Source organism: Roseicyclus sp. (assembly GCF_965662675.1).
In the GTDB taxonomy this organism is placed as follows: domain Bacteria; phylum Pseudomonadota; class Alphaproteobacteria; order Rhodobacterales; family Rhodobacteraceae; genus Roseicyclus.
Genome location: NZ_CBFIIK010000025.1, coordinates 1 through 26,034, shown reverse-complemented (window position 1 = coordinate 26,034; position 26,034 = coordinate 1). Strand labels below are relative to the sequence as shown.

Genomic DNA, 26,034 nt, shown 5'->3' with positions numbered 1-26,034 from the left:
TGGGCGAACCTGCCGCCGCCACGCGCCTGATGGCCGCGGTGGAACAGGTCTGTGCCGCGGGCATCATGACGCCCGATGTGGGCGGCACGGCGACGACCCAAGAGGTGACGGATGCCGTCATCGACGCTGTGCGCGGCGCGAACGCCTGAGCAGACGCGGGCGGGATGGGTAAGGGGCGGCCGAAAGGTCGCCCTTTTGCGTGGGTGTATTGGCTTTCGGATGTTGAGGGAAATATGGAGGCGAGTACCGGAATCGAACCGGTCTACACGGATTTGCAATCCGCTGCGTAACCTCTCCGCCAACTCGCCGCCGGGGTGGTGCGCACTCAGGTAGCCGATGCGCGCAGGGCGCGCAAGGTTGCAAACGCGCCGATGATGCGGCGGGTGTGCGGGGACAAACGTCGCAGCCCGCCATCCTGTCGTTGCACCGACCCGCGCGCTGTGCGATGAGAAACGCGGATAAACTAGACGGATTGGTTCAGTTCCCATGGCAGACTACGCCGAACGCCGCCGCACGATGGTCGACACGCAGGTGCGGCCATCCGATGTCACCAGCTTTCCCGTGCTTGACGCGATGCTTACGATCCCGCGTGAGGCCTTCGTGCCCGATGCGCGCCGTGATCTGGCCTATGCGGGCGCGCCTGTCGATCTGACCGCGACGCGTCAGTTGATGGAGGCGCGCAGTATTGCCAAGATGTTGCAAGCGCTCGAGTTGAAGCCCGGCGAGCTGGTGCTCGAGATCGCGCCGGGCTTGGGCTATACCACCGCGCTTTTGGCCAGCTTGGTCGATGCGGTCGTCGCTGTCGAAGAGGATGCGACACTGGCCGCCGATGCCGAGGCCGCCCTGTCGGCGCAAGAAATCGACAATGCCGCCGTTTTGAACGCGCCCCTGACTGCAGGCAGCGCCAAGAACGGCCCCTATGATGTGATCGTCGCCTTTGGCGGTGTCGAAGAAATCCCACAGTCCTTGATCGACCAACTCAAGGACGGGGGCCGGATCATGGCCGTCTTCATGCAAGCTGCGCTGGGCGAGGCCCGTCTTGGCCGCAAGATCGGCGGCGCGATGTCGTGGCGGGTCGAATTCAACGCGACCGCCCCGGTCTTGCCGGGCTTTGCGCGGGTTGCGGGTTTCGTATTCTGACGGCCGTTTCGGTGGCAAAAGGCCGGGCTGGGCGCGGCGAGCAAAGGGTGAAGGCGATGGCGGGCTGGAAGATGCGAATAAAGCGCGGGTTTTGTGCGGCCCTGACCTTTGCCACGCTTTCGGTGGTGCCGGCGGGTGCCGATACGCTGCGCGATGCCATGGCCGATGCTTATCGCAACTCGGCGCTTCTCGAGCAGAACAGATACCTGTTGCGGGTGCGCGACGAGGGTGTGAACCAAGCCATCGCAGCGCTTTTGCCGACATTGAACTTTGCGGCCAGCAGTTCGCGCGATCTGGTGGCCGATACCACCACCACCACCGCGCGCTTGGTGGCCGAGGCCACGCTTTACGCGGGCGGGTCGCGCCGAAATGCGCTTCGCGGGGCGGAAGAGACGCTCAACGCCGCGCGTGCGCAGCTTGTGGCGCTTGAGGCGCAAGTGCTGGGCGATGCTGTGACCGCCTATCTCGACGTCTGGCAGGCCCAGCAGGTCGTTGCGGTGCGCGAGGCCAATGTGCGCGTCGTCACCGAACAGCTGCGCGCCGCGCGGGATCGTTTCGAAGTGGGCGAGGCCACCCGCACCGATGTGGCCCAAGCCGAGGCGCTGTTGGCGACCGCGCGCTCCAATCTGGCCGCGGCGCAAGGCACGCGCGATATTTCGCGCGAATTGTTCAATCTTGCCGTTGGGCGTTACCCCGACGCACTGCCCGGTCCGGGGGCGATGCCGACCTTGCCCGTATCCGAGGATGAGGCCGCACGCCTTGCGCGGCAAGAGCATCCCGCGATCCGCGCGCTGCAGCACGAAGTGGCCGCCGCCGAATTCGCCGTGGCGCAGGCGCGCGGTGCAACGCGGCCCAGCGTGTCGCTGGACCTTTCGCGCAGCGAGACATTCGCGGCGCCGCGCGCCGATCTGGAGGGCAATGGCGCCAGCCTCAGCCTGACGCTCAGCCAGCCGATCTATCGCGGGGGGCAGCTTGGCTCGCTCGAACGCCAAGCGCTGGCGCAGGTCGCAGCGGTCCGCGCCGGTCTGAACCGGCAGGTGCAGGTCAATCTGCAACTTCTGGGCAATGCCTATGCGCGCTTGGGGATCGCCGCGGCACAGATTCAGGCATCCGATCAGCGGATCAATGCCGCACAGCTTGCCTTTGAGGGCATCCGCGAAGAGGCGTCGCTGGGCGCGCGCACGACGCTGGATGTGCTCGATGCCGAGCAAGACCTGCTCGAGGCGCGCATCAGCCGGATCGAGGCGCAATCAGGGCTGTATGCGGCTGCTTACGGTATCTTGGGTGCGGCGGGCCTATTGGGTGTGACGGCGCTTGCGCTCCCGGTGCCGGAATACGACATCGCGGCCTATGGCGCGACCTTCCAAGGGGGGCGGCCGCGGATCGCCTCGCCACAGGGTGACCGGCTCGACACGCTGTTGCAGGCCATCGGGCGAGAGTGATCGCCCTGCCGCAGGTTGCTGCGTAATCGGCACAATTCGCGCTATCCGTTGTGCGAAGGGCCGCTTGCGGCTATCTTTTCCGACAAGCCCCCCGCATGAGGGGTAAAAGGGCTGGTCTGGTGGAGCGGTCGCGCGCGGCTTTTGACCATGGTCGGCCTTGCGTATCGAGGAGTGAGCGGTAATGACGGAAGCAGCGAAATCCGCCGAAGAGATCGAGGATGTTCTGGCATCCATCCGACGCCTTGTTGCTGGCCCCGGTGCCAAGCCTGCCGCGCCGCCCCCCTCTGATGGACCCGAAAAGCTTGTGCTGACGCCTGCTTTGCGTGTCAGCGAGCCCGATGATCCTTGGGCGCCGGTTGGTCGGCCTGCGGATGATGACACGCATGACGCGACTGACCCGCAGACCGATGAAACGGCTTGGGGGCTTGAAGATCGCTTGGCCGATTGGGGCGAGATCGCCGATAGCGCGCAAGAGGCTGTTTCCGACGCCATCGCCGAGGGGTTGAGCGCGGATGAGCCTTGGCCTGCGCATGATCGCCAGAGTTTTCGCGCCAAGCTGACCCATTTGCAGAACGCCGCATCCGGTGCCGAGTTCGAGGCCGAGACGGGCGACGCCAATTGGCCCGATGCCGGGGCCGATCAGGCGCTGCGCGAATTGGTGCATATGCGTGGGCAATCCCAGCCTGAGGCGCCATCGCCCGAGGATACCTTGGAGCAGGGGGAGGCCCCGGACGCGGCAGGGCCGGACGATCTGGGCCATGCTGCTTACACCGATGCGGATGGGGACGCGGAGGCGCCGCTCGATGACTCTACGGATGAGGCCACATCGCAGACCGCCGCGCATGCCCCGGATGCCGATCTCCCGGATGAAGATGAGGCAACGGCTGATGCGGTGGATGATTTGATGCATGATGACGACGAAAACGTCGAGGATTTGGGCGATACCACCGCGCCTTTCAGCTTTCCCGAGGCCGAGGATGGCATTCTCGACGAGGAAACGCTGCGCGAGATCGTCTCTGAGGTCGTGCGCCAAGAGCTTCAGGGCGCCTTGGGTCAGCGCATCACCCGCAATGTGCGCAAGATGGTGCGGCGCGAAATCAGGCTGGCGCTGGCGGCAGAAGAGCTGGAATGACGCGGTGCCGCCCAGCCACCCCTTGACCGGGTCCGATACGCGCCCGAAGTTGGGGTGATGTTCCCGATCCGCGATCATAACCCGTCGAACCGCACGCCCTATGTGACCTGGGCGCTCATCGCGATCAATGTCGTGGTGTTTCTATCCTATTATCCGGCGCTTTCGGGGTCGGAGCGGCAGCTGATGGCGTTTTTTGCCGATTGGGCCTTGGTCCCCGACGAGGTGCTGTCGGGTGCGGATGGGCATACGCTATTGACCTCGATGTTCTTGCATGGGGGCTGGATGCATCTGATCGGCAACATGCTGTTCTTGTGGATCTTCGGCGACAATATGGAAGATCTCTTCGGGCATTTGCGGTTCTTGGGCTTTTACCTGGCCGCGGGGCTGGCGGCGGCGGCGGGACAGATCTTGGCCGCGCCGGGCTCCACGGTGCCGATGGTGGGCGCATCCGGGGCGATCGCGGGCGTGATGGGGGGGTATCTGCTGTTGTTCCCGCGCGCGCGGATCGATGTTCTGGTCATCATCGTGGTGCTGTTCAAGATTTTCACCATCCCGGCATGGATCATGCTGGGGCTGTGGTTCGCGCTCCAATTGTTCAACGGCGTGGCGATGGATGTGGCGGGTGGCGGTGTCGCTTATTGGGCGCATGCCGGCGGTTTCATCGCAGGTGTCGTTCTTGCCTTGCCGCTATGGCTTCGGCTGGGTGGCCCTGCGTTCTGGGCGAAATGGCATGGCGAGCCACCCCATGCGCCGGTCGAATATGTCGTAGCGCCGCGCGGCAGCTCTGCGATACCGCGGGTGCGCCGGGTAAGCGGCGCGCCACGCGCACCCACAGCATCCGCGGGCGCGTACCAGACGCGTATTCCACAAAGCGGATCGCGCCGCCGCCTTTTCTCGCCCTGGGGTGGTGGGCGGAACCGTTGAGGGTATGGCTGCGGCGCCTGCCAAATATGACGAAATAATGGCAAAAACTTGATGGATTGTTGACGGCCCCTATATATACGGTTGGGGATGCGAGCCATCTACTGGAAACTGTGTGTTTCCTTTTCAAGCTATGCGCTGGGGGAATACCACATATGCGATTTTGGCATCACAGAATCGCATAGTTTTCGGGCAGAAGGTGTTTCACGCCGGAAATGCAAGAGCAATCACAAGGAACGACGAAATGCGAGATTTCGTTGATGGCACTGCCTTCAACTTCGAACAAGGCCAGCGCGCGCGCAAGCTTTTCGCCGCGGTGGTGCTTGCTGCTTTGGATGATGCCATTGCAGATGACAAGAAATACGGCAACGGCCCCGAGCAGATCGCCCGCTGGGCGCGCTCGCGCGATGGTCGTGAAGTGCTCAGCTGTGCGGGCATCGACCCCAATGAGCGCGTCGTTCAGGGCCTGATGTGCTTCGTGTCGCGCGGTGTGCGGACCTCGGTCGCGCTCAGCCGTGAAGAGAGCGAGCGCCGCAGCCAAGCCGAGGCTGAAGCCGAAGCAGCTTGATCGCGCGTGTTGCCGCGAAAGCGGCGATCGCACCCGAAGAACGCGCCCCATAGCGGGCGCGTTTTTCGTTTAGCCAAGGCGTATTGCCGCTCTGCGCGCTGGTGCGGGCGGGGGGACTTGAACCCCCACGGCACAAAGGCCCACGGATTTTAAGTCCGATATGTCTACCATTCCATCACGCCCGCACAGGCCCCGTGGCTAACCTCTTGCCGCTGGATTGGCAATCGCTTGAGCATGCTGTTGGGCGCGCCAAGCATCTGGAACGCGCACAGCGCGTGGATGGACGGGGCGATGTCGCGCCTTGCCCTTGCTTGGTTTTCCAGCCTTTTTCAGCCGATCTGTCTTTGTGTATGCACAGGGTCAAAGCCCCCATATGCAATCGGGACAGGCCGGTTTTGCGCATGGCCGCGTGAAAAATCCCCAATAATTCAAGCACAAAATGCGGCGATGAGCGAATAGCATATATCTTATTGCAACGACCCACTTTGTGGTATCAAGATACAACAGGATTTCGTAACGCGCGGCATGGCGATATCGGATCGCCCTGTTAGATCGCTCCAAGGCCAATGAAATGAGTCTGTCTTATCGCTACAGTCCTCAGGCAAAGGCGCAGACGATCTTGTACCTCCGCCTTTCAGCGGTGGAGCAATCCACCAGCGCACAGCGCCACCAGGCGGAGAGCGCAGGTTATCTGATCGACAAGGTCATCGCAGATCACAGCGTGCCGGGTGTGAGCACCGCTTTTTCCGAGCGTGAAGGTGGCAAACGCCTGTTTGAGAGCTTGCGTGATGGCGATGTTGTCTTGGTGCGCTGGCTGGATCGGCTGGGTCACAATTATGACGATATCCAGCGCACCATGTCTCTTTTTTTCGAGCGGGGCGTAACCGTCAAGACCATCATCAACGGTCTGACGTTCGATGCGCAACCCAAAGACGCTGAACAAAAGACCATACGCGATGCGATGATGTCTTTCATGTCGGCGATGGCGCAGGCGCAGGCCATTTCGAACAGAGAGGCGCAAGCGGCAGGTATCGCCAATGCCAAGGCCCGTAACCCGACGGCCTACAAGGGACGCAAACCGTCCTACACCCGGGAAAACATTGATCACATCAAGCAGATGTCAGACGATGGTGTGGGGGTCAACGAGATTGCCCGAAGGTTGGGTCTGAGCAAGTTTTTGGTCTCACGCATCAACAAGAATCCGTCGGCAGCATATGACGCGCTGGAACGCTGGGGCATCGGTGCCGAGGTGCCACAGAAAAAAGCCTGAACAGTCTGCGGCCTGCATGGGCACCGCCTTGGCCGATCACGGCAGTGCCGACTGTCCGCATTCTTGCACTGCGCGGCGACTGGCGGCTTGATCGGCAAGCGTTTGGGGGCTTTCACAGCCCGTCGAAGGCGCAAAGCGCGTGGACGGGAACGCCCATGGCCTCCAACCGCGTCCGCCCGCCGAGTTCGGGCAGGTCGATGACGAAGGCGCAGCCCACTACCTCGGCGCCCAGCCGTTCGACGAGGCGGATACCCGCCTCTGCGGTGCCGCCGGTGGCCAAGAGATCATCGACCAACAACACTTTTTGGCCTGGCATCAGCGCGTCGTCATGAATCTCGACCGTGGCTTGCCCGTATTCGAGCGTGTAGTCCTGCGCGATGGTCGCGGCGGGCAGTTTGCCCTTTTTGCGGATCGGCACGAAGCCCTTGGAGAGTTGATGCGCGACCGCGCCGCCAAGGATGAATCCGCGCGCCTCGAGGCCCACGACCATGTCGATCCGCTCGCCCACGAAAGGGGCCAGCAGCTGGTCGATCGCAAGGCGAAAGCCGCGCGGATCTTGGAACAACGTGGTCACATCGCGAAACATGATCCCTTCATGCGGGAAATCGGGGATGGTGCGGATGTAGTCTTGGATCGTTTTCTGGCTGGGCATCTGGCTGTCCTTGGATGGGCCGCTCAGCGGCTGGGGTAATGGCGGCGCAGCGCGGCGGCGTCTTGGCCGCGCAGCCAGACGGTCGTGTTGTCGGCCTCGGAAAAGATCGAGCGCGTATAGGCGGGGCTGTCGATATCGGTCGGCAGGCCCAAGGATTGCACCAATTCTTCGAGCACGACCGAGGCGATCTCGCGGCGGCGGATATCTTGGCTGATCGCGATGGCGGCCGACAAGATCGTGCCCCCGCGTGAGCGAAGGGCCACCCGCGCGATGGCCATTTCGCTGCCGTCCAGCTCGGCGATGCTGGTGCCGCTGATCCGTGCGCCTTGCGGGGTGGCGACAAGGTAGAGGGGGATATCGACGCTGCCCTCATAGACGCGGGTCAGGCGCAGCGCGGCCCCCGTGGCGTTGATTTCGGCGATGGCGCTGTCGACGGCACGGTCGACGAGGTCCAGCTTGTAGCCGGGAAAGCTGGGCGCGACATCGGCGATGCCGACGCGCAAATCCTGTCGGCGCGCGTCGGGCCAGCGGATGATCGGTTTGGCGCATGTGCCGCCGGGCGGGGCCGCGCAGGCCACGAGGCGGTAGAAATCCTCGTCGGAAATCAGATCGGGCACGGCGATGAATTCCTGCGCCACTGTCGCGGTGGCGGCAAGGCTGAAGAGACAGGCGAGAGCGAGGCGGCGCAACATGGGCACAGGTGACGCAAAGCGCGGGCCGAGTGCAAGCAGGTGACGCATCGCGGCTGTCTTGCTGTTGCATGCCTACCGCGCGACGCGATGGCGGCTTTTGAGTATTTGGGAAGCAAAGATGGGCGCGCGTTAACCTTGATGAGTGCTTAACGGCCGAGCTGGCGGGCGGCTTCCTTGCGGGCGAAGGGTTTGAGGGTGGCGCCGTGGGTCGCCAGCCACGCGTTGACGCTGTCGGGATCGCGCTTGGACAATTCGCGCAGCCACCATGCGATGGCTTTTTGGATGAACCAGTCGCGATCGGGGGCAAGCGTCGCGCACCAGCCAAGGATGCGCGCGCGGGCCGCGACCTCGGTCGCATTGGGATGGCGGGATTTGGTGAAGGGCAGGGTAAAGACCAGCGCCGCGCGGCGGGTCCACATATGTTCGGCACTGATCCAGCCCGCGATCTGGTCGAGGCGGGCGGGGTCTTGCATCACCCGTTTGGCGCCGCCTTGGGCCACGGCATCGGCGATGGCCCAGCTGTCGAAATCGGGGACCAGCCCGGTGATGCAAGCCCAAGCGGCGTGGTCATCTGGGCGGATGCGGGCTTGGATGAATAATTTGCCAGCCGCGATGCGCGCCTCGAAGATATCGCTGGCCCAAAGCCCTTGGGCAAGCGTGACAAGGCCGGGCTGATCCAAGGCTTTGCGCCATTCCTCGGCCAAGCCGCCCGTCAGCGCGTTCGAAAGGCCCAGAACCGCGCGCGTTTGCTTGTGATAGGCGGCCATTTCGGCGGCGCGGGCCGGGTCGGCATGGGCGCGCAGGGCCGCGATGGCGTCATCCGCTGTCATCTTGGTCGCGCGATCAGCCCGTCGAGATGGGCGCGGATGACCGGCCATTCCGGGGCGGTGATGGAATAGACCGCCGTGTCGCGCACCGTGCCGTTGGGCATGGTTTGGTGGGCGCGCAGGATACCGTCGCGTTGCGCGCCCAAACGCTCGATTGCGCGGCGCGATTGCTGGTTCAGGCGGTGGGTGCGAAACTCGACCGCAAGGCAGGACCAGACCTCGAAGGCATGACCCAGCAGCAGGCGTTTGGCCTCGGTGTTGAGCGGGCCGCGCTGGGCGGAGGGCGCGATCCATGTCGAGCCGATCTCGACCCGCGGCGTGGCGTGGTCGATATTCATATAGGTGGTCATCCCGATGGGCGTACCGGTCGCATCAAGCTGGGTGAAGGGGATCATCGCGCCGATATCGCGCAGGCGCAGGCGCCGGTCGATCTCGGCCAGCATGCCGGTGGGCGCGGGGATGGAAGTGTACCACAGCTTATGCAGATTGCCTGAGGCGCTAGCCTCGGACAGCGCCTCGGCATGGGCGCGGTCGAGCGGCACGAGGGTGACATGGCGGCCACGCAGGGTCAGGGTCGCAGGGCCAAGGCGGCTCATTCCACGGTCACCGATTTCGCGAGGTTGCGGGGTTGGTCCACGTCGGTGCCTTTCGCGATGGCGGTGTGATAGGCCAAAAGCTGCGCGGGGATCGCATAGATCAGCGGCGCGGCCAGCCGCCCCGCCGCGGGCAGGGTCAGGGTGGCTTGCGTGCCCTCGGCGGCGATGGCGGCACCGGCGGCATCGGTGATCAGCGTGACCTGACCGCCACGGGCCATCACCTCTTGCATATTCGAGACGGTCTTGTCGAAGAGCGGATCATGGGGGGCGAGGACCAGTACGGGAAGGGTCCGGTCGATCAGCGCGATGGGGCCGTGCTTGAGTTCACCCGATGCATAAGCTTCGGCGTGTATATAGCTGAGTTCCTTAAGTTTTAGTGCCGCCTCGAGTGCGGTTGCATACATCACGCCGCGCCCCAGAAAGAGGGCCGAGCGCGCCTCGGCCAGTCCGGCGGCGATGGCGGCGATCTCGGCCTCGCAGGCCAGCGCCTGGCGCATCTGTTCGGGCACATGGCGCAGCGCGTCGAGTTCTTGCCCGATCTGGGCAGGGCTGAGCGCGCCGCGCTGCCCGGCTGCATGCAGCGCCAAAAGCGCCAGCACGGCCAGCTGGTTGGTATAGGCCTTGGTCGAGGCGACCGAGACCTCGACGCCCGCCAGGATCGCCAGCGCCACATCGCTTTCGCGCGCGATGGACGAGGTGCCGACATTGACGAGGCTTGCCACCATCTCGGCCCGTCCGCGCAGGTAGCGAAGGGCGGCCAGCGTATCGGCTGTCTCGCCCGATTGGCTGACCACAAGGGCCAGCGTGCGGGGGGGCAGCGGCGGTTCGCGATAGCGGAATTCGGAGGCGACATCGACCTCGCAGGGGATGCCCGCCACCTGTTCGAACCAGTATTTCGCGGTCAGGCAGGAATAATAGCCCGTGCCGCAGGCCACCATGACCACCCGGTCGAAGCGGGTGAAATCAAGGCTTTCGGGAAAGACCGGCAGCGGGCCGGGGGCGTAGCGGGCCAGCGCCTCGGCCAGCACGCGGGGCTGTTCGTGGATTTCCTTGGCCATGAAATGCTTGTAGCCCGCCTTGTCGATCACCGCGGCGCCGATCTCGATCCGGGTTTTGGGGCGGGTGACGGGGGCGCCCGTTTCATCGACGATCTCGGCGCCCGCGCGGGTGATGAAGGCGATATCGCCCTCTTCGAGATAGGTGATCTGGTCGGTCATCGGCGCCAGCGCGATGGCGTCCGAGCCGACATACATTTCATCCTCGCCATGGCCGATCGCCAAGGGCGAGCCGCGGCGGGCGGCGATCAGCAGATCATCTTGCCCGTCGAAGAGAAAGCACAGCGCAAAGGCCCCTTCGAGCCGCGCGATGGTGGCTGTCACTGCTTGGCGCGCGTCCATGCCCCCCGCCATGTAATGCGCGCAAAGATGCGCCACTGTTTCGGTGTCGGTCTCGCTTTCGAAATTGGAGCCGGCCAGTTCGGCGCGCAATTCGCGGTAATTCTCGATGATGCCGTTATGCACGACGGCGACGGGGCCGTTTTGATGGGGGTGGGCGTTCGCCTCGGTCGGGGCGCCATGGGTGGCCCAGCGGGTATGGCCGATGCCCGCCTTGCCGGGCAGGGGGTGGTGTACCAGCCGGTCGGAGAGGTTGATGAGCTTGCCCACCGCGCGGCGGCGGTCGAGGCGCCCATCTTGCAGCGTGGCGATGCCTGCGCTGTCATAGCCGCGGTATTCGAGCCGCTTGAGCGCCTCGAGGATCAGGGGGGCGACCTCATGGCTGCCCAGAACACCGACGATACCGCACATGGCTTAACCTTTCCTACCGGCCTTGATCGCGCGCAAACGCTCCATCAACCGGATCGCCAGACCGGGCTTGTTCACTTGCTTGGCGCGCGCCAAGGCCAGCGCGCCGGGCGCCACATCCTCGGTGATGACCGAGCCCGAGGCGGTCATCGCGCGATCGCCAAGGCTGACCGGGGCGACCAGCATGGTGTTCGAGCCGACAAAGACATCGCGCCCGATCGTGGTGCGGTGTTTCATGACGCCATCGTAATTGCAGGTGATGGTGCCCGCGCCGATATTGCTGCGCTCGCCGATGTCGGCGTCACCGATATAGCTGAGGTGGTTGACCTTGGCGCCTTCGGCGATCTGGGCCTCTTTCACCTCGACGAAATTGCCGATGCGCGCGTCATTCCCGATCTCGGCGCCGGGGCGCAGGCGGGCATAGGGGCCGATCACGGCACCCGCACTGACATGGCAGCCTTCGAGATGGGAAAAGGCGCGGATGCGCGCGCCGGATTCAATCGTGACACCCGGGCCAAAGACGACATGGGGTTCGATCTCGGCATCGCGCCCGACCCATGTATCTTGGGCGAAGATGACGCTGTCGGGGGCCTGCATCGTCACGCCCGCCGCTTGCATCTCGGCGCGGCGGGCGGTCTGAAAGGCGATCTCGGCCTGCGCCAACTCGGCGCGGGAGTTGATGCCCAGCGTCTCACCCTCGGGGCAAAGAATGGCGGTGGCGGAAAGGCCCTCGGCCATGGCGAGGGCGGGCAGATCGGTAAGGTAATATTCACCCGCGGCGTTTTGGTTGCCGACCGTTGCCAAAAGCCGGAGCATTGTTGCGGCATCGCCCGCCATCAGCCCGGAATTACACAAGGTGACGGCGCGTTCGGCGGCGGTGGCATCCTTGGCTTCGACGATCCGCAAGAGCCGGTCGCCATCGAGGATCAGGCGGCCATAGCGGCCGGGATCGGCGGCCTCGAAGCCCAAGACCACGATGTCATGGCGCGCGCGGGCGGCCTGCATCGCGGCCAATGTCTGTTCGGTGATGAAGGGGGTATCGGCGTAAAGCACGATCACATCGCCCGCGAAATCGGCCAAGATCGGGGCGGCTTGCAGCACGGCGTGCCCGGTGCCCAGCTGTTCGGTCTGGCGCACGCATTCGGCCCAAGGCGCAAGATCGGCAACGGTTTTCTCAACTGCCTCGGCCCCGTGGCCCGTAACCACGACGATGCGCGCGGGCGAAAGGCCACCGGCTGCATGCAGCGCATGTGCGATCAGCGGCACGCCGCCCAGCTTGTGCAGCGGCTTGGGCAGGTCGGAATTCATCCGGCTGCCTTGGCCTGCGGCCAGCACGACAACCGCGATCGGCCGCCCTTCGCCCCTGTCCGAAATACCCACGCCCATGTCCCCTCGTTTTGCGGCCGTTTTTATAGATGATGCGGCGCGGCGCAAGCATTGGCGCTTCACTTTGGCCTACGCCCTGTTACATCGACGGGCGGAAACCTGCCCAAGGGGGGCCATATGCGCTGTGTGATCTTCGATCTGGACGGAACCTTGGCCGATACGGCGGGCGATCTGATCGCGGCGGCCAATGCCGCCTTGGGCGCGATGGGCCATGCGCCGCAATTGGAGATGGGGCGCGACGACGCCACGGCGCTGCGCGGCGGGCGGGCGATGCTGCAACTGGCCGCCGACCGGATGGGGTTGGCGCAGCCCGCGCCGATGGTCGCGGCGGGTTATCCCCTGTTGCTGGCCGCCTATGGCGAGGCGATCGATACGCATACCACCCTTTACCCCGGCGCGATGGATGCGGTCGCGCGGCTGCGCGGGCGCGGTATCGCGGTGGGTATCTGCACCAACAAGCCCGAGGGGCTGGCCGAGACGCTGTTGAGCCGGCTGGGCGTCAGGGCGGAATTCGCAGCCCTTGTGGGGGCTGACACACTGCCCGTACGCAAGCCCGACCCTGCCCCGTTTTGGGAGGCCGTCGCGCGCGCTGGCGGGCAACGGGGGCAATCTTGCCTGATCGGTGACACGGTCACCGACCGCGAAACGGCGCGCGCGGCGGGGCGGCCTTGCGCCTTGGTGACATTCGGGCCCTTGGGCCACGGGGTCGCTGCGCTTGGGCCGGAGGCGTTGATCGATCACTACGACGGGTTGGATGCGGTGATCGACCAGCTTTTGGGCTGATCGGGGCATTGACGCGGACGGTTCGGCACTCAATTCTGTGGCGCATGGAAAAACCCGTCTTCACAGGCAAATTCACCCAGCAAGAACCCATCCCCGAGGCGGCGATTGCCGCGGCGCTGGGGGTGATGCGTTCGGGTCGGTTGCATCGCTACAACCTGTTGCCGGGCGAAGAGGGCGAGGTGGCCGCATTGGAGCGCGAATTCGCGGCCTTTACCGGCGCGGCTTATGCGCTGGCCGTCGCCTCGGGTGGCTATGCGATGAGCTGTGCCTTGCGGTCGCTGGGCGTGGGGCCGGGTGACAAAGTCTTGTCGAATGGCTGGACCTTGGCGCCCGTACCGGGCGCCATCGCAAGCGTTGGGGCGGTGCCGGTTTTCGTCGAAACCACGCAAGACCTGACCATCGATCTAGAGGATTTGGCGCTGATGGCGCGCAAAAGCGAGGCCAAGGTGCTGCTGCTCAGCCATATGCGCGGGCATATCTGCGACATGGACCGGCTGATGGAGGTGGCGCGCGACAACGATCTGCAGGTGGTCGAGGATTGCGCCCATACGATGGGTGCGGCGTGGCGCGGTGTGCCATCGGGGCGGCACGGGGTGATCGGTTGCTACTCGACACAGACCTATAAGCACATCAATTCGGGCGAGGGGGGGCTTTTGGTCACCGACGATGCCGAGGTGATGGCGCGCGCAGTGGTTTTGTCGGGTTCCTACATGCTTTATGGCAAGCATACCGCTGCACCCCCCGTGGATATGTTCGAAAATGTAAAGTACGAGACGCCCAATATCTCGGGTCGGATGGATCATCTGCGCGCCGCGATCTTGCGCCCGCAACTGGCGGAGCTGCCCCGGCAGGTCGCGCGCTGGAACGCGCTTTACACGATGCTGGAAGTGGGGCTGCGCAACGTTCCGGGGCTGCAGCTGATCGCGCGCCCGGCGCAGGAAAGCATCGTGGGGTCTTCTTTCCAGTTCCTATTGCCGGGCTGGTCGGCCGAACGGGTGCGCGCCCTGCTTGCGGCCTGTGCTGTGCGGGGGGTGGAGTTGAAATGGTTCGGCGCGGCGGAACCCGTGGCCTTTACCTCGCGCTATGACAGTTGGCGCTATGCGCCCGCCCAACGCCTGCCGCGGACCGATGCGATCTTGGCGGGGTTGATCGACATGCGCCTGCCGCTGACATTTTCCGAGGCCGATGTCGGCCTGATCGCCACGATCATACGCGATGAGGTGATGGGCGCAAACGCGCGGGCCGCCGAGTAGACAGACGTTTTGTTGCAGGATAATGGCAGGAAACACTTCAGTTTTCCGCCTCAGACCAGCCGCGAGTTTTCCTTGGCCGCGCGCACGAAATCGCGGAAAAGCGGGTGGGGTTCGAGCGGTTTGGATTTCAGTTCGGGGTGGAACTGCACCCCGATGAACCACGGATGATCCTCGACCTCGACGATCTCGGGCAGGCGGCCATCGGGGGACATGCCCGAAAAGCATAAGCCCTTGGCCTCGAGCGCCTCGCGATACTTGATATCGACCTCGTAGCGGTGGCGGTGGCGTTCCTCGATCGTCAGCGCGCCATAGGCCTCCGCGACCTTCGAGCCCTCTTTCAGCACCGCGTCATAGGCGCCGAGCCGCATCGTGCCGCCCTTGGCATCGGTCAGCTTGCGCTTGACCTTGGCATTGCCCTGCACCCATTCCTTGAGGTGGTAGACCACGGGCGTGAAACGCTTTTTGCCCGCCTCATGATCGAATTCCTCGGAGCCTGCATCGCTGAGATCGGCAAGGTTGCGCGCCGCCTCGATCACCGCCATCTGCATCCCAAGACAGATGCCGAGATAGGGCACCTTGCGGGTGCGAGCGAATTCGGCGGCCTTGATCTTGCCTTCGGTTCCGCGCTCGCCGAAACCGCCCGGCACCAAGATCGCGTCGAAGCCCTCCAGATAGGGGGCGGGGTCTTCACGTTCGAAAATCTCGGCATCGATCCATTCGGCGCGCACCTTGACGCGATTGGCGATACCGCCATGCGTCAGCGCCTCGGCGATGGATTTATAGGCGTCTTCAAGCTGTGTGTATTTGCCCACGATGGCCACGCGCACCTCGCCCTCGGGGTTGGCGATGCGGTCGGCCACATCTTCCCAAGCGGTCAGATCGGGCTTGGGGGTGGGGCTGATCTGGAAGGCGTCCAGCACGGCTTGATCCATCCCCTCGCGGTGATAGGCCAAAGGCGCCTCGTAGATCGACGACAGATCTTGGGCGGCGATCACTGCATCGGCGCGGACATTGCAAAAGAGCGCCAGCTTTTCGCGTTCCTTTTGCGGGATCGGCCCCTCGGAGCGGCAGACAAGGATATCGGGCGCGATCCCGATCGAGCGCAATTCCTTGACTGAATGCTGCGTCGGCTTTGTCTTCAACTCTCCGCTGGCCTTGACGAAGGGCAAGAGCGTCAGATGCATGAAAATGCACTGGCCGCGCGGTTTGTCTTGGCTGAACTGGCGGATCGCCTCGAAGAATGGCAGGCCTTCGATATCGCCGACGGTGCCGCCGATCTCGCAGAGCATGAAATCGACCTCATCCTCGCCGATGCGGATGAAGTCTTTGATCTCGTTGGTGACATGCGGGATCACTTGGATGGTTTTGCCCAGGTAATCGCCGCGGCGTTCTTTCTCCAGCACGTTGGAATAGATCCGGCCTGACGAGACCGAATCCGTCATGCGCGCCGCCACGCCCGTGAAGCGTTCGTAATGGCCAAGATCAAGATCGGTTTCCGCGCCGTCGTCAGTGACGAAAACCTCGCCATGTTCGAAGGGCGACATCGTGCCGGGATCGACGTTGAGATAGGGGTCGAGTTTGCGCAAGCGCACGGTGAAACCGCGTGCCTGCAACAAGGCCCCGAGCGCCGCGGATGCCAGCCCTTTGCCAAGCGAAGACACCACACCGCCGGTGATGAAGATGAAACGCGCCATGTCAGCAAACCTTCCCGTGCCGGAGCGCGCCGCATGCTCAGCGGTCTGCCCTTATCCCTGTATCACGGGATTTGATCCTAACCGGATTCGCCATGTCCCCGCAAGTGATGCGACACATGATATTGGGCCATCCGCAAGAAAGACCCTAAATATACGAAAGACGTGGATCAGTCGACACGTGGCGGCAAGAGCGGCGCATCGCCCGAGATGGGCGGCAAAAGATCCGATGCAGGCGGAAGCGCTGGGCTATCGCCATCGGCCGGGGCCGAGGCGCCACCAATGCGGTCCAGCACCGAAGATCCGGCCGAGTTCTGCGCCGCGATGATCGTCAAGGTGATCGAGGTTGCAAGAAACGCGATTGCAAAGGCCCAAGTCAGCTTACCAAGTGCGGTGGCCGCCTGCCGACCGCTCATAACACCGCCACCGCCACCACCAAGGCCAAGCCCGCCCCCTTCGGAACGCTGCAACAGCACCACACCGATAAGACAGATCGCAAGGATCAGATGGACGACGAGTATGATGTTTTCCATTGGCGGTGTCCTTCGCGAGGCCTGGCTCGGATTTCGGTTCTCTTATGAGATGCGGCATGCCGCCGCAAGCCCAAGTCGGTCAACCATAACGCGAGTCGCCCCTGTATTTGAAACTTTTTTATTTGCAATGCGATTGATCGCGACGCTGTACACGGATGTATGCCGTCTTGCGCGCTGGCACAGTCGATCTTGCACGATGCGGCGGCATGTCGCGCGAATTCACGGTTTCTACCTGATTCTCGTGATCTTCCGCTTCCAACCCGCCCATCGGCCCGTTATAGCCCGCCCGGGCCGCAATCGGAGGATCTGCCATGGCTAATGTCGTCGTTGTGGGCGCCCAGTGGGGCGATGAAGGCAAGGGCAAGATCGTCGATTGGCTTTCGGAACGCGCCGATGTGATCGCGCGCTTCCAAGGCGGGCATAATGCCGGCCACACACTTGTCATCGATGGCAAGGTCTACAAACTCAACGCGCTGCCCTCGGGCGTGGTGCGGGGCGGCAAGCTGAGCATCATCGGCAATGGCGTGGTGCTCGACCCTTGGCATCTGGTGGGCGAGATCGCGGCGATCCGGGCGCAAGGTGTGGAGATCACGCCCGAAACGCTGATGATCGCGGAAAACACGCCGCTGATCTTGCCCATTCACGGCGAATTGGACCGCGCGCGCGAAGAAGCCGCCAGCGCCGGCACCAAGATCGGCACGACCGGGCGTGGCATCGGCCCTGCCTATGAGGACAAGGTGGGCCGCCGTTCGGTGCGGGTGGCCGATCTTGCCGATGACGCAACGCTGATCGCCCGCGTGGATCGCGCGCTTCAGCATCACAACCCGCTGCGCCGTGGCCTTGGCATCGCCGAGGTCGACCGCGACGCGCTGATCGACCGCTTGCGTGCGATTGCGCCCGAGATCCTGCCCTATGCCGCGCCTGTCTGGAAGGTGCTGAACGAGCATCGCAAGGCGGGCAAGCGCATCTTGTTCGAAGGGGCGCAGGGCGCGCTTTTGGATATCGATTTCGGCACCTATCCCTTCGTCACCTCGTCCAATGTCATCGCGGGGCAGGCGGCGACGGGCGTGGGCATCGGGCCGACCGCCATCGATTACGTTCTTGGCATCGTCAAAGCCTATACGACGCGCGTGGGTGAGGGGCCGTTTCCGACCGAGTTGCTGGATGCCGACGGCCAGCGTCTGGGCGAGCGGGGGCGTGAATTCGGCACCGTGACGGGGCGCAAGCGGCGCTGCGGCTGGTTCGATGCCTGCCTTGTGCGCCAAACCTGCGCGACCTCGGGCGTCAAGGGAATCGCCCTGACCAAGCTCGATGTTCTCGACGGGTTCGAGACGCTCCAGATTTGTGTCGGCTATGATCTGGACGGGCAGCGGCTGGATTACCTGCCCACTGCCGCCGATCAACAGGCGCGCTGCACCCCCATCTACGAAGAGATGCCCGGCTGGGCCGCCTCGACCGAGGGGGCGCGCAGTTGGGCCGACCTGCCGGGCGAGGCAGTGAAATACGTGCGCCGCATTGAAGAGTTGATCGAGTGCCCTGTGGCGCTACTGTCCACATCACCTGAAAGGGACGACACGATCCTCGTGACCGATCCCTTCGCAGATTGATCCGGACGAGGGCTTATGGCGTTGACATACAAGACACGGCGGCGGTTGTCGCTTTTGATCCTGCTGCTGGGAATGCCCGCCTATATCGCGGCCGCATGGTGGGTGATGAGCCTGTTCGAGCGGCCCGGCATCTGGCTGGAATTCGCAATCTATATCGTGCTGGGCATCTTGTGGGTCTTGCCGTTCAAGGCGGTGTTCAAGGGCGTCGGTCAAGCTGATCCGAACGCACCGCCCAGCGAGCGCTAAGGCCGGACTGTACACAAACCGGACTGTACAAAAAAAGCCCCGTCGCTTCGCAGCGCGGGGCCTTTCTTGTTGTTGGTGCGGTGACTTAGTCGTCAAACGCGTCTTGCGACAGGCGGAACGCGCCGCGGGCGACACGCTCGATCCGGCCGTGGCGCATCATTTCGCCGAAGCTGTGGAGCATGTCCTCGGGGCTGATGGACTTGTCGGTCGCATCGGAGATCATGCGGAAAAGCTGTGTGCGGTCGAAGGTGCCGGTGCCAAAGACACTTTGCGCATAGCCCGCGGCCAGTTCGATCACCTCGTCGATCTCGACCGCATCGCTTTGGTCGAGAATTTGCGCGAAATGCTCGGCATGCGAGGCATCCAGCATCGCTTGTGCCGGAGCAGGTGCCGCCGCCGGAGCCGGTGCCGCTTCGGGTGCGGCGGCTTCGGCCGTGGTGAAGGGGTCGGCCTCTGCGGTGCTTTCGCCACGGCGCAGGTTCATGATCACGCCCGCGCGCTGTGCCAACTGGGCAAGGCTATTGGCGATGTTGCGCGATGCCGGAGCGGCTTGGGGAGCGGCCTCGGCCAGACGCAGCGGGGCTGCGGTTGCGGGCTGGGGCATGCCGGGGACCATGACGCGGCGCGGGCGGACAGCCTCGCCGCCGACAAGTTGAGCGGCATCGTCGATGCGCTGCTCGGAGACCAAGACCAGCGGCTTGGGCCGTGCGGCATCGGCGCGGCGGGTGACATCGACGCGGACGCGGCGCGGGCGCATGACTTGGGCCAGATCCTCGCGATACTCGGCGGCATCATCCGCGGCATCATCGGCATCGGGGGCCAGTTCACGCTCGGCGCTGCGCGCTGCGACCGCGGCCTTGAGATGCGCGATATTAGCCCGGCGGCGGGTCGTATCGGCATTGCTCATGCGGCTTTCGGTGGCCGCGAAGAGGCGGTCGGCGGCATCCACATCGCCCATGTCGCGCGGTGCTTCGGGCTGTTGGCCGGGTGCGGCTTCGACCTGCGCGGGCGCGTGCGTCGCAGCAGGCATGGCCGGGTCGATGGCCGTCTTCGCCGGTGCCGTGGGCTGGGGCGATTGGATTGTGTCACGCGCGGTTGCCGCAGCGATGGTCGCCGTAATGGCGTCATCATCATCGGTGGGCGCGTTGTCATCATCGAAACCATCATCGTAATCACCCAGTGCTTCTACCGTTTGCGGGGCAGCTGGTTGGATGGCTTCGGGGGCCGGGGCCAGATCGTCGGCGATCGCGGCAAGTGCCATGTCGTCGGCGTCGGTATCGGAAGTCAGCGCTTGTGTGACGGCTTCGGGCTCTTGTGCGATGGCGGCGGCAACACGGTCTTCCGCGCGGTCTTCCGCTGCGAAGGCCGTATCGACTTCGTCTTCTGCGTCATCATCATCTTCTGTCGAGGCGCGGCGGATGCGGGCAAGGCGGTCGGCTACGGAGGCGCCATCCATCGGAGCTGCATCGCCGAACAGCGACGCGGTATCGAGTTCGACATCATCTTGTGCGACGTCGGCGAAGAACGCGCTCTCGCTCTCGCTCTCGCCCTCGGCTGTATCGGCCAACGCGGCCGGGGCCTCGGGGAGGGGGATGTCGGCATGCGCGGGCTGTGTCGTTTCGACCTGCGGTGCTTCGGCCAGGGCGGCTGCAACGGCGGCCAGCGTGTCGACGCCATCGGTGGCGAGATCCGTGGCGAGCGCGGGTTCGGTTGTGTCGACCGGCGCGACCTCGGCGATGGCCGCGTCAGCGGATGCTTCTTCGGGCATATCGGCCAATTGCGCCAGAATCGCTGCATCGTCCAGCGCGCTGTCGGCTGTAGCGACGTCATCGGCGGCGGGCATGTCATGCGATGTGGTGATCGCCTCGGCGATGGGTGCAGGGGTGGGTTCATTGTCGATGCTTGAAGGCATGGCTGCATCTTCGGGCGCAACCGCGGCTTCGTCCGCGACGGCAACCTCGGGGGCAGCTTCGGCCTCGGCGACGCTCTCAGTCTGGACATCGGCCTCAGTCTCGACGTCGATCTCAGCGATCATCTGAGAATCGGCGGCGGCAGCAATTTCAACATCGGCCGCAATCTCGGCCTCGGCCTCAGCCGCGACGTCAGCCGCAGGTGCCGTATCCGGGGTGGCGGCCTGTGCCTGATCTTCGGTTGCGGGATCTTTTGCGATGGCGTCATCGGCCAGATCGGCATCCGCGATCTCGGCCTGCGCTTCTGTCTGTGCCTTGCCGTTGGGCGCGGCGGTCTCGGCCGTGTCCAGCGGTTCGGGCTGTGCGCGCAGCAACAGGCCCGATTCCATGATCCGCGCCTCGACCCGGCGTTGGATCGCGGCCTCGGTGATGCGGTGAAGCATCTCCGTGTCGGGTGTCGGCGGCTCGGCACCGAAATAGCGGTCTTCAGCGGCCAGATCGCGGAAATACTCCGCAATCGCCTTCATCGCCTCGAATGGTTTATCAAAGCCCTCGAGGGTACAGGAGAAAGTGCCATAAGACACCGTCAGGATCTTGTTTGCGTCACTCATGGTTCTCGTACTCTGCTCGACCGGGCTATGCCGGTATTTTTACTGATTGCGTTAAACGTGCCAAAGTGATTCCCCACAAACGCGACCTCAATTGGGCATTTCAAAGGAGATTATCCCCAATATGGGCAATAATGTGCCGATCCATGCACCGCTTTTTCAAGCAGCACAGGGTGTAACGCTTTTGGGAGGTGGTCGCGTGGCTGATGCCGATCTTGCGATGGCGCTGGCGCTTGCCCCCGATTTGGTCGCAGCCGATGGTGGGGCGGCGCATGCAGTGACGGCGGGGCATATGCCCTTGGCCGTCTATGGCGACATGGACAGCCTGAGCGCCGAGATGCGTGCTCTTATTCCCGATGCGCGCATTCACGCCGTGGCCGAGCAAGACAGCACCGATTTCGACAAGGCGCTACGCCATATCGATGCGCCGATGGTGATCGCGCTGGGTTTTACCGGCGACCGTATCGATCATGAATTGGCGGTTTATCATGGGCTTGCCGCACGCCCCGAGGCGCGCTGCATCGTTTTGGGTTCACATGATCTGGTGGTGCATGCACCGCCGCGTCTGGCGCTCGACCTGCCTGCGCAAACGCGGTTGTCGCTGTTTCCCTTGCGCGATGTAACCGGGCAAAGTGCTGGCTTGGTCTGGCCCATCGACGGGGTCGATTTTCACCCCGCCCGACGGATCGGCACCTCGAACATGACCAAGGGCGGAGTGGTGGAGCTGCGTTTTGACGGGCCGGGCATGCTCTTGATCATGTCGCGTGACCATCTTGCGGCAGTGGCAAAGGCAGTGCGCGCGACGTCAGTTTGGTCTCGCACCACGGGCGCGGCTTGGCTATGAACAGCATATCATTAAGCCCACAGGAGTGACGTAGCCCCATGACCGCCGAGCTTTCGCCTATCGACAAGGCCAAATACGTGGCCGCGCGCCGTGCCGTGGAATTCGTGGAAGACGGGATGCGGGTGGGTCTGGGTACCGGCTCGACCGCGGCGTGGATGGTTCGCTGTTTGGGCGAATTGGTGCGCGAGGACGGGATGAAGATCACCGGTGTGGCTACTTCGGCGCGCACCGCGCAGCTTGCGGCGGAGGTGGGCGTGCCGATCAAGACGCTCGACGAGGTGCGCTGGCTCGACCTGACGATCGACGGGGCCGACGAATACGATGCGAACCTCAACCTGATCAAAGGCGGCGGCGGCGCCTTGTTGCAGGAAAAGATCGTGGCGACCGCCTCGGACCAGATGATCGTGATCGCCGACCCCTCCAAGCAGGTGGATACGCTGGGCGCCTTTCCGCTTCCGGTCGAGGTGATCCCTTTCGGCTGGCAGACGACCAAGGCGCTGATCGAAGAGATGCTGTCTAATGTCGATGTCTTGGGCCGCGCGGCCAGCCTGCGGTTGAATGGCGGCGCACCCTTCAAGACCGACGAGGGCAATTATATCCTCGATTTGCATCTGCGCCGGATCGCAAACCCCACGCAGCTGGGCCTTGTGCTGAACCAGATCCCCGGCGTGGTCGAGAATGGCCTGTTCCTCGATATCTGCGATGTGATCGTGATCGGCAAACCCGATGGCACGGTCGAGGTGCGCGACATCAACAATGGCACAGTCGAGCACGAGCGTATCGACATTGCCGATACCGAGAACCTATTCGTCGACAAAACCGAATAGGCGGGCGCGCGCCTCTCGCTGCGGTGGGCAGCGATTTGGCTTTTCATACAGATTGAGCGGCGCGACGCGCGCGAGGACGGCAGGGCAAGATGACCGAATTCGACTATGATCTTTTCGTGATCGGCGGCGGCTCGGGCGGTGTGCGTGCCGCGCGGGTCGCGGCTGCTACAGGGGCGCGTGTGGGCCTTGCCGAAGATAGCCGGATGGGCGGCACCTGCGTGATCCGGGGCTGCGTGCCGAAAAAGCTGATGGTTTTCGCCAGCGCCTATCGCGAAACCTTTGACGACGCGCGCGCCTACGGCTGGGATCTGACCGAGGGGCCGTTTGATTGGGCGCGCTTTTCGGGGCAGTTGGATGCCGAGTTGGACCGGCTGGAAGGCGTTTATCGCAAGTTGTTGAATGGCTCGGGTGTCGCGATCTTCGATCTGCGCGCGCGCCTTGCCGACCCCCATACCGTCGTGCTGGCCGATGGGCGCAAGATCACCGCCAAACATATCTTGATCGCGACAGGCGGCCGCCCCGTCCGCCCCGATCTGCCCAATGCGCAATTGGGGATGGTCTCGGACGATATTTTCCAGATGAAACAGCTGCCGCGGTCGATCTTGATCGTGGGCGGTGGTTACATCGCGTGCGAATTCGCGGGCATCCTCAACGGTCTGGGCGTGGCGGTGACGCAGTTCTATCGCGGGGCGCAGATCTTGCGCGGTTTCGATGACGAGGCGCGCGGGTTGATCGCCGAGATGATGGGCGAAAAAGGTGTCGATCTGCATCTTGGCACCGATATTCTGGAGATGGCGCCCGCCACCGATGGCGCAATCCGGGTCGTTGGCTCGAACGGGTCCGATCGAACCTATGACGCGGTCTTGTTCGCCACAGGCCGTACGCCCAACACCACGGGCCTTGGGCTGGAGGATCTCGGTGTTGCACTGGGCCGTCAGGGCGAGATCGTGGTCGATGCCTATTCGCAGACCAATATCCCTTCGGTCTTTGCCATCGGCGATGTGACCAACCGCGTGACGCTGACGCCCGTCGCGATCCGCGAGGCGATGGCCTTTGTCGAGACAGTGTTTCACGGAAATCCCACGCCGGTCGATCACGCGCTGATCCCGTCTGCGGTGTTCACTCAGCCCGAATTCGGCACTGTCGGCCTGTCGGAAGAGGCCGCGCGCGCGCAAGAGCCGGTCGAAATTTACGCCACATCCTTTCGCCCGATGCAGACGGCTTTTGCAGGGCGGGCCGATCGGGTGATGATGAAACTGGTGGTCAGCCAAGCGACGCGCAAGGTTTTGGGCTGTCATATCGTCGCGCCGCAGGCAGGCGAAATGATCCAACTTGCGGGCATCGCGATCAAGATGGGTGCCACAAAAGAAGACTTTGACCGCACCGTTGCGGTGCATCCGACCATGTCCGAAGAGCTGGTCACCATGAAAACGCCGGTGCGCATGGCTTGATATTGGGGCAAAAACGCCCAGCTTTGCGTGTAAGTCGGGGCGAAAGCCCCCATATTCATATTTGACGACGACCTGATTTGTGAGGGGAACAACAATCGATGGCTGGCAATAGTGGCGGACCCTGGGGCGGTGGTGGCTCCGGTGGCGGTGACAATCGCGGCGGAAATGGATCGAACGGGCGTCCGCCGCGTGGTGGCGATCAGCAGATCCCCGAACTCGACGAAATCATGCGCAAGGGGCAAGAACAGCTCCGCGTCTTGATGGGCGGGCGCGGTGGGCGCACGGGCGGCGGCGGCACGGGTGGCGGCGATCTGCCGGTCAGCCCGCGCACGATCTGGGCCGTCGGTCTGGTGGCCGTGCTGGGGCTTTGGCTTTACAACTCGGTCTATACCGTGCGCCCGGAAGAACAGTCTGTTGAATTGTTCTTGGGCGAGTTTTCTTCCATCGGCTCGCCCGGTCTGAATTTCGCACCCTGGCCGGTCGTCACGGCCGAAGTGGTCAATGTCACCTCTGAGCGGACCGAGAATGTCGGTGATATCGTCACGAACCGCGTCGGCGGCTCGAGCGGTCTGATGCTGACAACCGATGCCAATATCGTCGATATCGATTTTCAGGTCGTCTGGAATATCAATGATCCGGCGAAGTTCCTCTTCAACCTGCGCGATGGCGCCGCCACCGTGCGCGCCGTGGCCGAATCGACCATGCGCGAGATCATCGCGCGCACCGAGTTGGCCCCGATCCTCAACCGTGACCGCGGCCTGATCGCCGATGGTGTGCGCGAGGGCATCCAATCCACGCTCGACGGCTATGACGCAGGCATCACCGTGGTGCGCGTCAACCTTGATCGCGCCGACCCGCCCGCCGAGGTGATCGACGCCTTCCGCGAAGTGCAGGCCGCCGAACAGGAACGCGACCGGCTCGAGCGTCAGGCTGATGCCTATGCCAACCGGGTTCTGGCAGGCGCGCGCGGTGAAGCCGCACAAGTTCTCGAGCAAGCCGAAGCCTATCGCGCGCAAGTCGTCAACGAGGCCGAGGGTGAAGCCAGCCGCTTCCTCGCTGTTCTCGACGAATACCGTGGCGCGCCCGATGTGACCCGCCGCCGTCTCTATCTCGAGACGATGGAGCGGGTTCTGGGCGATGTGGATCTGGTGATCCTCGACGCGCAGGGCGGTGCAGGCGGGCAGGGCGTGGTGCCCTATCTGCCGCTCAATGATCTGCGCCGCAGTACCACCGGAACCGCAACCATCACCGGGAGTAGCAACTGATGCGCCGTTTGACATATCTCATTCCCGCCGTGGTCTTGGTGATCTCGGTGGCACTCAGCGCGATCTTCGTGGTCGATGAGCGTGAAAAGGCACTTGTCCTGCAATTCGGCCAGATCCGTCAGGTGGTCGAAGAGCCGGGGCTGAGCTTCAAGATCCCCTTCATCCAAGAGGTGGTTTATTACGACGCGCGGATCTTGGCGCTTGATACCGACACGATCGAGGTCACACCCTCCGATGATCGTCGCCTCGTGGTCGATGCTTTTGCGCGTTACCGGATCGCCGATGTCGTGCGTTTCCGCCAAGCGGTGGGCGTTGGTGGCCTGCGCGCGGCCGAAGATCGTCTGTCCTCGATCCTGAACGCGCAGATCCGCGAAACGCTGGGTGCCGATCAGGTGACGTCGGACACGATCTTGTCGCCGGGTCGGGCCATGTTGGCCGAGCGGATTCGCGACGGTGCGCGCACCAGCGCGCTGGCCCTTGGCATCGACATTCTCGATGTGCGGCTCAAGCAGACGAACCTGCCGGTTCAAAACCTTGAGGCGACCTATGCAAGGATGCGCGCCGAGCGTGAACGCGAAGCCGCCGATG

Annotated in this window: 24 protein-coding genes and 2 tRNA genes; 15 read left to right on the top strand and 11 right to left on the bottom strand. The window is 63.8% G+C overall.

All coding sequences use genetic code 11. The annotated features are described in order from the left end of the window. Positions 1-234: 234 nt before the first annotated feature. Positions 235-308 (bottom strand) — tRNA-Cys (locus ACTG4J_RS06425). Between the two features lie 178 nt (positions 309-486). Between ACTG4J_RS06425 and ACTG4J_RS06420 the strand changes: the two genes are divergently transcribed. The 5 genes from ACTG4J_RS06420 (at position 487) to ACTG4J_RS06400 (ending at position 5,203) form a co-directional block, all read left to right on the top strand. Continuing rightward, positions 487-1,140 carry a protein-L-isoaspartate O-methyltransferase family protein gene (locus ACTG4J_RS06420; RefSeq protein ID WP_439138052.1) on the top strand — a complete coding sequence of 218 codons (654 nt, stop codon included), beginning with the start codon at positions 487-489 and terminating at the stop codon, positions 1,138-1,140. A 71-nt stretch (positions 1,141-1,211) separates the two neighbouring features. Then, entirely contained in the window at positions 1,212-2,582 is a 1,371-nt protein-coding gene (locus ACTG4J_RS06415) for a TolC family outer membrane protein (protein WP_439138051.1), read from the top strand. Between the two features lie 181 nt (positions 2,583-2,763). Beyond that, a complete protein-coding gene (locus tag ACTG4J_RS06410; RefSeq protein ID WP_439138050.1) occupies positions 2,764-3,714 on the top strand; it encodes a hypothetical protein in 951 nt (316 codons plus the stop codon). Positions 3,715-3,771: 57 nt separating this feature from the next. Beyond that, positions 3,772-4,638 (top strand): rhomboid family intramembrane serine protease, encoded by an 867-nt coding sequence (locus tag ACTG4J_RS06405; RefSeq protein ID WP_439138049.1) that lies wholly within the window; start codon positions 3,772-3,774, stop codon positions 4,636-4,638. Between the two features lie 241 nt (positions 4,639-4,879). Further along, positions 4,880-5,203: a DUF6280 family protein gene (locus tag ACTG4J_RS06400; RefSeq protein ID WP_422238735.1), complete on the top strand. Its 324-nt coding sequence runs from the start codon at positions 4,880-4,882 to the stop codon at positions 5,201-5,203. A 99-nt stretch (positions 5,204-5,302) separates the two neighbouring features. Here ACTG4J_RS06400 and ACTG4J_RS06395 read toward each other — a convergent pair. Further along, a tRNA-Leu gene (locus tag ACTG4J_RS06395) sits at positions 5,303-5,388 on the bottom strand. 386 nt (positions 5,389-5,774) lie between these two features. Here ACTG4J_RS06395 and ACTG4J_RS06390 point away from each other — a divergent pair. Continuing rightward, a complete protein-coding gene (locus ACTG4J_RS06390; RefSeq protein ID WP_439138048.1) occupies positions 5,775-6,473 on the top strand; it encodes a recombinase family protein in 699 nt (232 codons plus the stop codon). A 112-nt stretch (positions 6,474-6,585) separates the two neighbouring features. On the opposite strand, the gene ACTG4J_RS06385 is transcribed toward ACTG4J_RS06390, so the two are convergent. From ACTG4J_RS06385 to glmU, 6 genes are all read right to left on the bottom strand, one after another. Beyond that, on the bottom strand, positions 6,586-7,125 hold the full coding sequence (locus tag ACTG4J_RS06385; protein ID WP_439138047.1) for an adenine phosphoribosyltransferase: 540 nt from the start codon (positions 7,123-7,125) through the stop codon (positions 6,586-6,588). Positions 7,126-7,148: 23 nt separating this feature from the next. Then, the gene (locus ACTG4J_RS06380) at positions 7,149-7,817 is read right to left on the bottom strand and encodes a DUF2927 domain-containing protein (RefSeq protein ID WP_439138046.1); all 669 of its coding nucleotides are present in this window, start codon (positions 7,815-7,817) and stop codon (positions 7,149-7,151) included. A gap of 146 nt (positions 7,818-7,963) precedes the next feature. Beyond that, positions 7,964-8,647, bottom strand: a complete 684-nt coding sequence (locus tag ACTG4J_RS06375; RefSeq protein WP_439138045.1) for a DNA alkylation repair protein — start codon at positions 8,645-8,647, stop codon at positions 7,964-7,966. After that, on the bottom strand, positions 8,644-9,240 hold the full coding sequence (locus ACTG4J_RS06370) for a GNAT family N-acetyltransferase (RefSeq protein ID WP_439138043.1): 597 nt from the start codon (positions 9,238-9,240) through the stop codon (positions 8,644-8,646). Before ACTG4J_RS06370 ends, ACTG4J_RS06375 begins: the two co-directional genes overlap by 4 nt. After that, positions 9,237-11,045: a glutamine--fructose-6-phosphate transaminase (isomerizing) gene (glmS, locus tag ACTG4J_RS06365; RefSeq protein ID WP_439138041.1), complete on the bottom strand. Its 1,809-nt coding sequence runs from the start codon at positions 11,043-11,045 to the stop codon at positions 9,237-9,239. The genes ACTG4J_RS06370 and glmS overlap by 4 nt, the downstream gene beginning before the upstream one ends. A 3-nt stretch (positions 11,046-11,048) precedes the next feature. After that, positions 11,049-12,428 (bottom strand): bifunctional UDP-N-acetylglucosamine diphosphorylase/glucosamine-1-phosphate N-acetyltransferase GlmU, encoded by a 1,380-nt coding sequence (gene glmU, locus ACTG4J_RS06360; protein ID WP_439138040.1) that lies wholly within the window; start codon positions 12,426-12,428, stop codon positions 11,049-11,051. A 117-nt stretch (positions 12,429-12,545) separates the two neighbouring features. Between glmU and ACTG4J_RS06355 the strand changes: the two genes are divergently transcribed. Both ACTG4J_RS06355 and ACTG4J_RS06350 read left to right on the top strand, forming a co-directional pair. Beyond that, positions 12,546-13,211 carry an HAD-IA family hydrolase gene (locus ACTG4J_RS06355; protein ID WP_439138038.1) on the top strand — a complete coding sequence of 222 codons (666 nt, stop codon included), beginning with the start codon at positions 12,546-12,548 and terminating at the stop codon, positions 13,209-13,211. A gap of 44 nt (positions 13,212-13,255) precedes the next feature. Beyond that, entirely contained in the window at positions 13,256-14,464 is a 1,209-nt protein-coding gene (locus ACTG4J_RS06350) for a DegT/DnrJ/EryC1/StrS family aminotransferase (RefSeq protein ID WP_439138037.1), read from the top strand. Between the two features lie 50 nt (positions 14,465-14,514). Here the strand turns inward: ACTG4J_RS06350 and ACTG4J_RS06345 are convergent, their stop codons facing one another. Continuing rightward, a complete protein-coding gene (locus tag ACTG4J_RS06345; protein ID WP_439138035.1) occupies positions 14,515-16,158 on the bottom strand; it encodes a CTP synthase in 1,644 nt (547 codons plus the stop codon). Between the two features lie 167 nt (positions 16,159-16,325). Next, the gene (secG, locus tag ACTG4J_RS06340; protein WP_439138034.1) at positions 16,326-16,688 is read right to left on the bottom strand and encodes a preprotein translocase subunit SecG; all 363 of its coding nucleotides are present in this window, start codon (positions 16,686-16,688) and stop codon (positions 16,326-16,328) included. Positions 16,689-16,999: 311 nt separating this feature from the next. Between secG and ACTG4J_RS06335 the strand changes: the two genes are divergently transcribed. Continuing rightward, positions 17,000-18,295, top strand: coding sequence for an adenylosuccinate synthase (locus ACTG4J_RS06335; RefSeq protein ID WP_439138032.1), 1,296 nt, complete (start codon positions 17,000-17,002; stop codon positions 18,293-18,295). Positions 18,296-18,310: 15 nt separating this feature from the next. Next, positions 18,311-18,541: a DUF2842 domain-containing protein gene (locus ACTG4J_RS06330; protein ID WP_439138030.1), complete on the top strand. Its 231-nt coding sequence runs from the start codon at positions 18,311-18,313 to the stop codon at positions 18,539-18,541. Between the two features lie 85 nt (positions 18,542-18,626). Here the strand turns inward: ACTG4J_RS06330 and ACTG4J_RS06325 are convergent, their stop codons facing one another. Then, positions 18,627-21,062: a hypothetical protein gene (locus ACTG4J_RS06325; protein WP_439138028.1), complete on the bottom strand. Its 2,436-nt coding sequence runs from the start codon at positions 21,060-21,062 to the stop codon at positions 18,627-18,629. Positions 21,063-21,183: 121 nt separating this feature from the next. Between ACTG4J_RS06325 and ACTG4J_RS06320 the strand changes: the two genes are divergently transcribed. The 5 genes from ACTG4J_RS06320 to hflC all read left to right on the top strand — a co-directional run. Beyond that, positions 21,184-21,903, top strand: coding sequence for a thiamine diphosphokinase (locus ACTG4J_RS06320; protein WP_439138026.1), 720 nt, complete (start codon positions 21,184-21,186; stop codon positions 21,901-21,903). 38 nt (positions 21,904-21,941) lie between these two features. Then, positions 21,942-22,730: a ribose-5-phosphate isomerase RpiA gene (gene rpiA / locus ACTG4J_RS06315; protein ID WP_439138024.1), complete on the top strand. Its 789-nt coding sequence runs from the start codon at positions 21,942-21,944 to the stop codon at positions 22,728-22,730. Between the two features lie 89 nt (positions 22,731-22,819). Then, entirely contained in the window at positions 22,820-24,181 is a 1,362-nt protein-coding gene (gene gor, locus ACTG4J_RS06310) for a glutathione-disulfide reductase (RefSeq protein ID WP_439138022.1), read from the top strand. 98 nt (positions 24,182-24,279) lie between these two features. Next, the gene (gene hflK, locus ACTG4J_RS06305) at positions 24,280-25,446 is read left to right on the top strand and encodes an FtsH protease activity modulator HflK (protein WP_439138020.1); all 1,167 of its coding nucleotides are present in this window, start codon (positions 24,280-24,282) and stop codon (positions 25,444-25,446) included. Then, the coding region (gene hflC / locus ACTG4J_RS06300; RefSeq protein WP_439138019.1) for a protease modulator HflC at positions 25,446-26,034 on the top strand (589 nt) is incomplete at its 3' end. The genes hflK and hflC, both read left to right, overlap by 1 nt.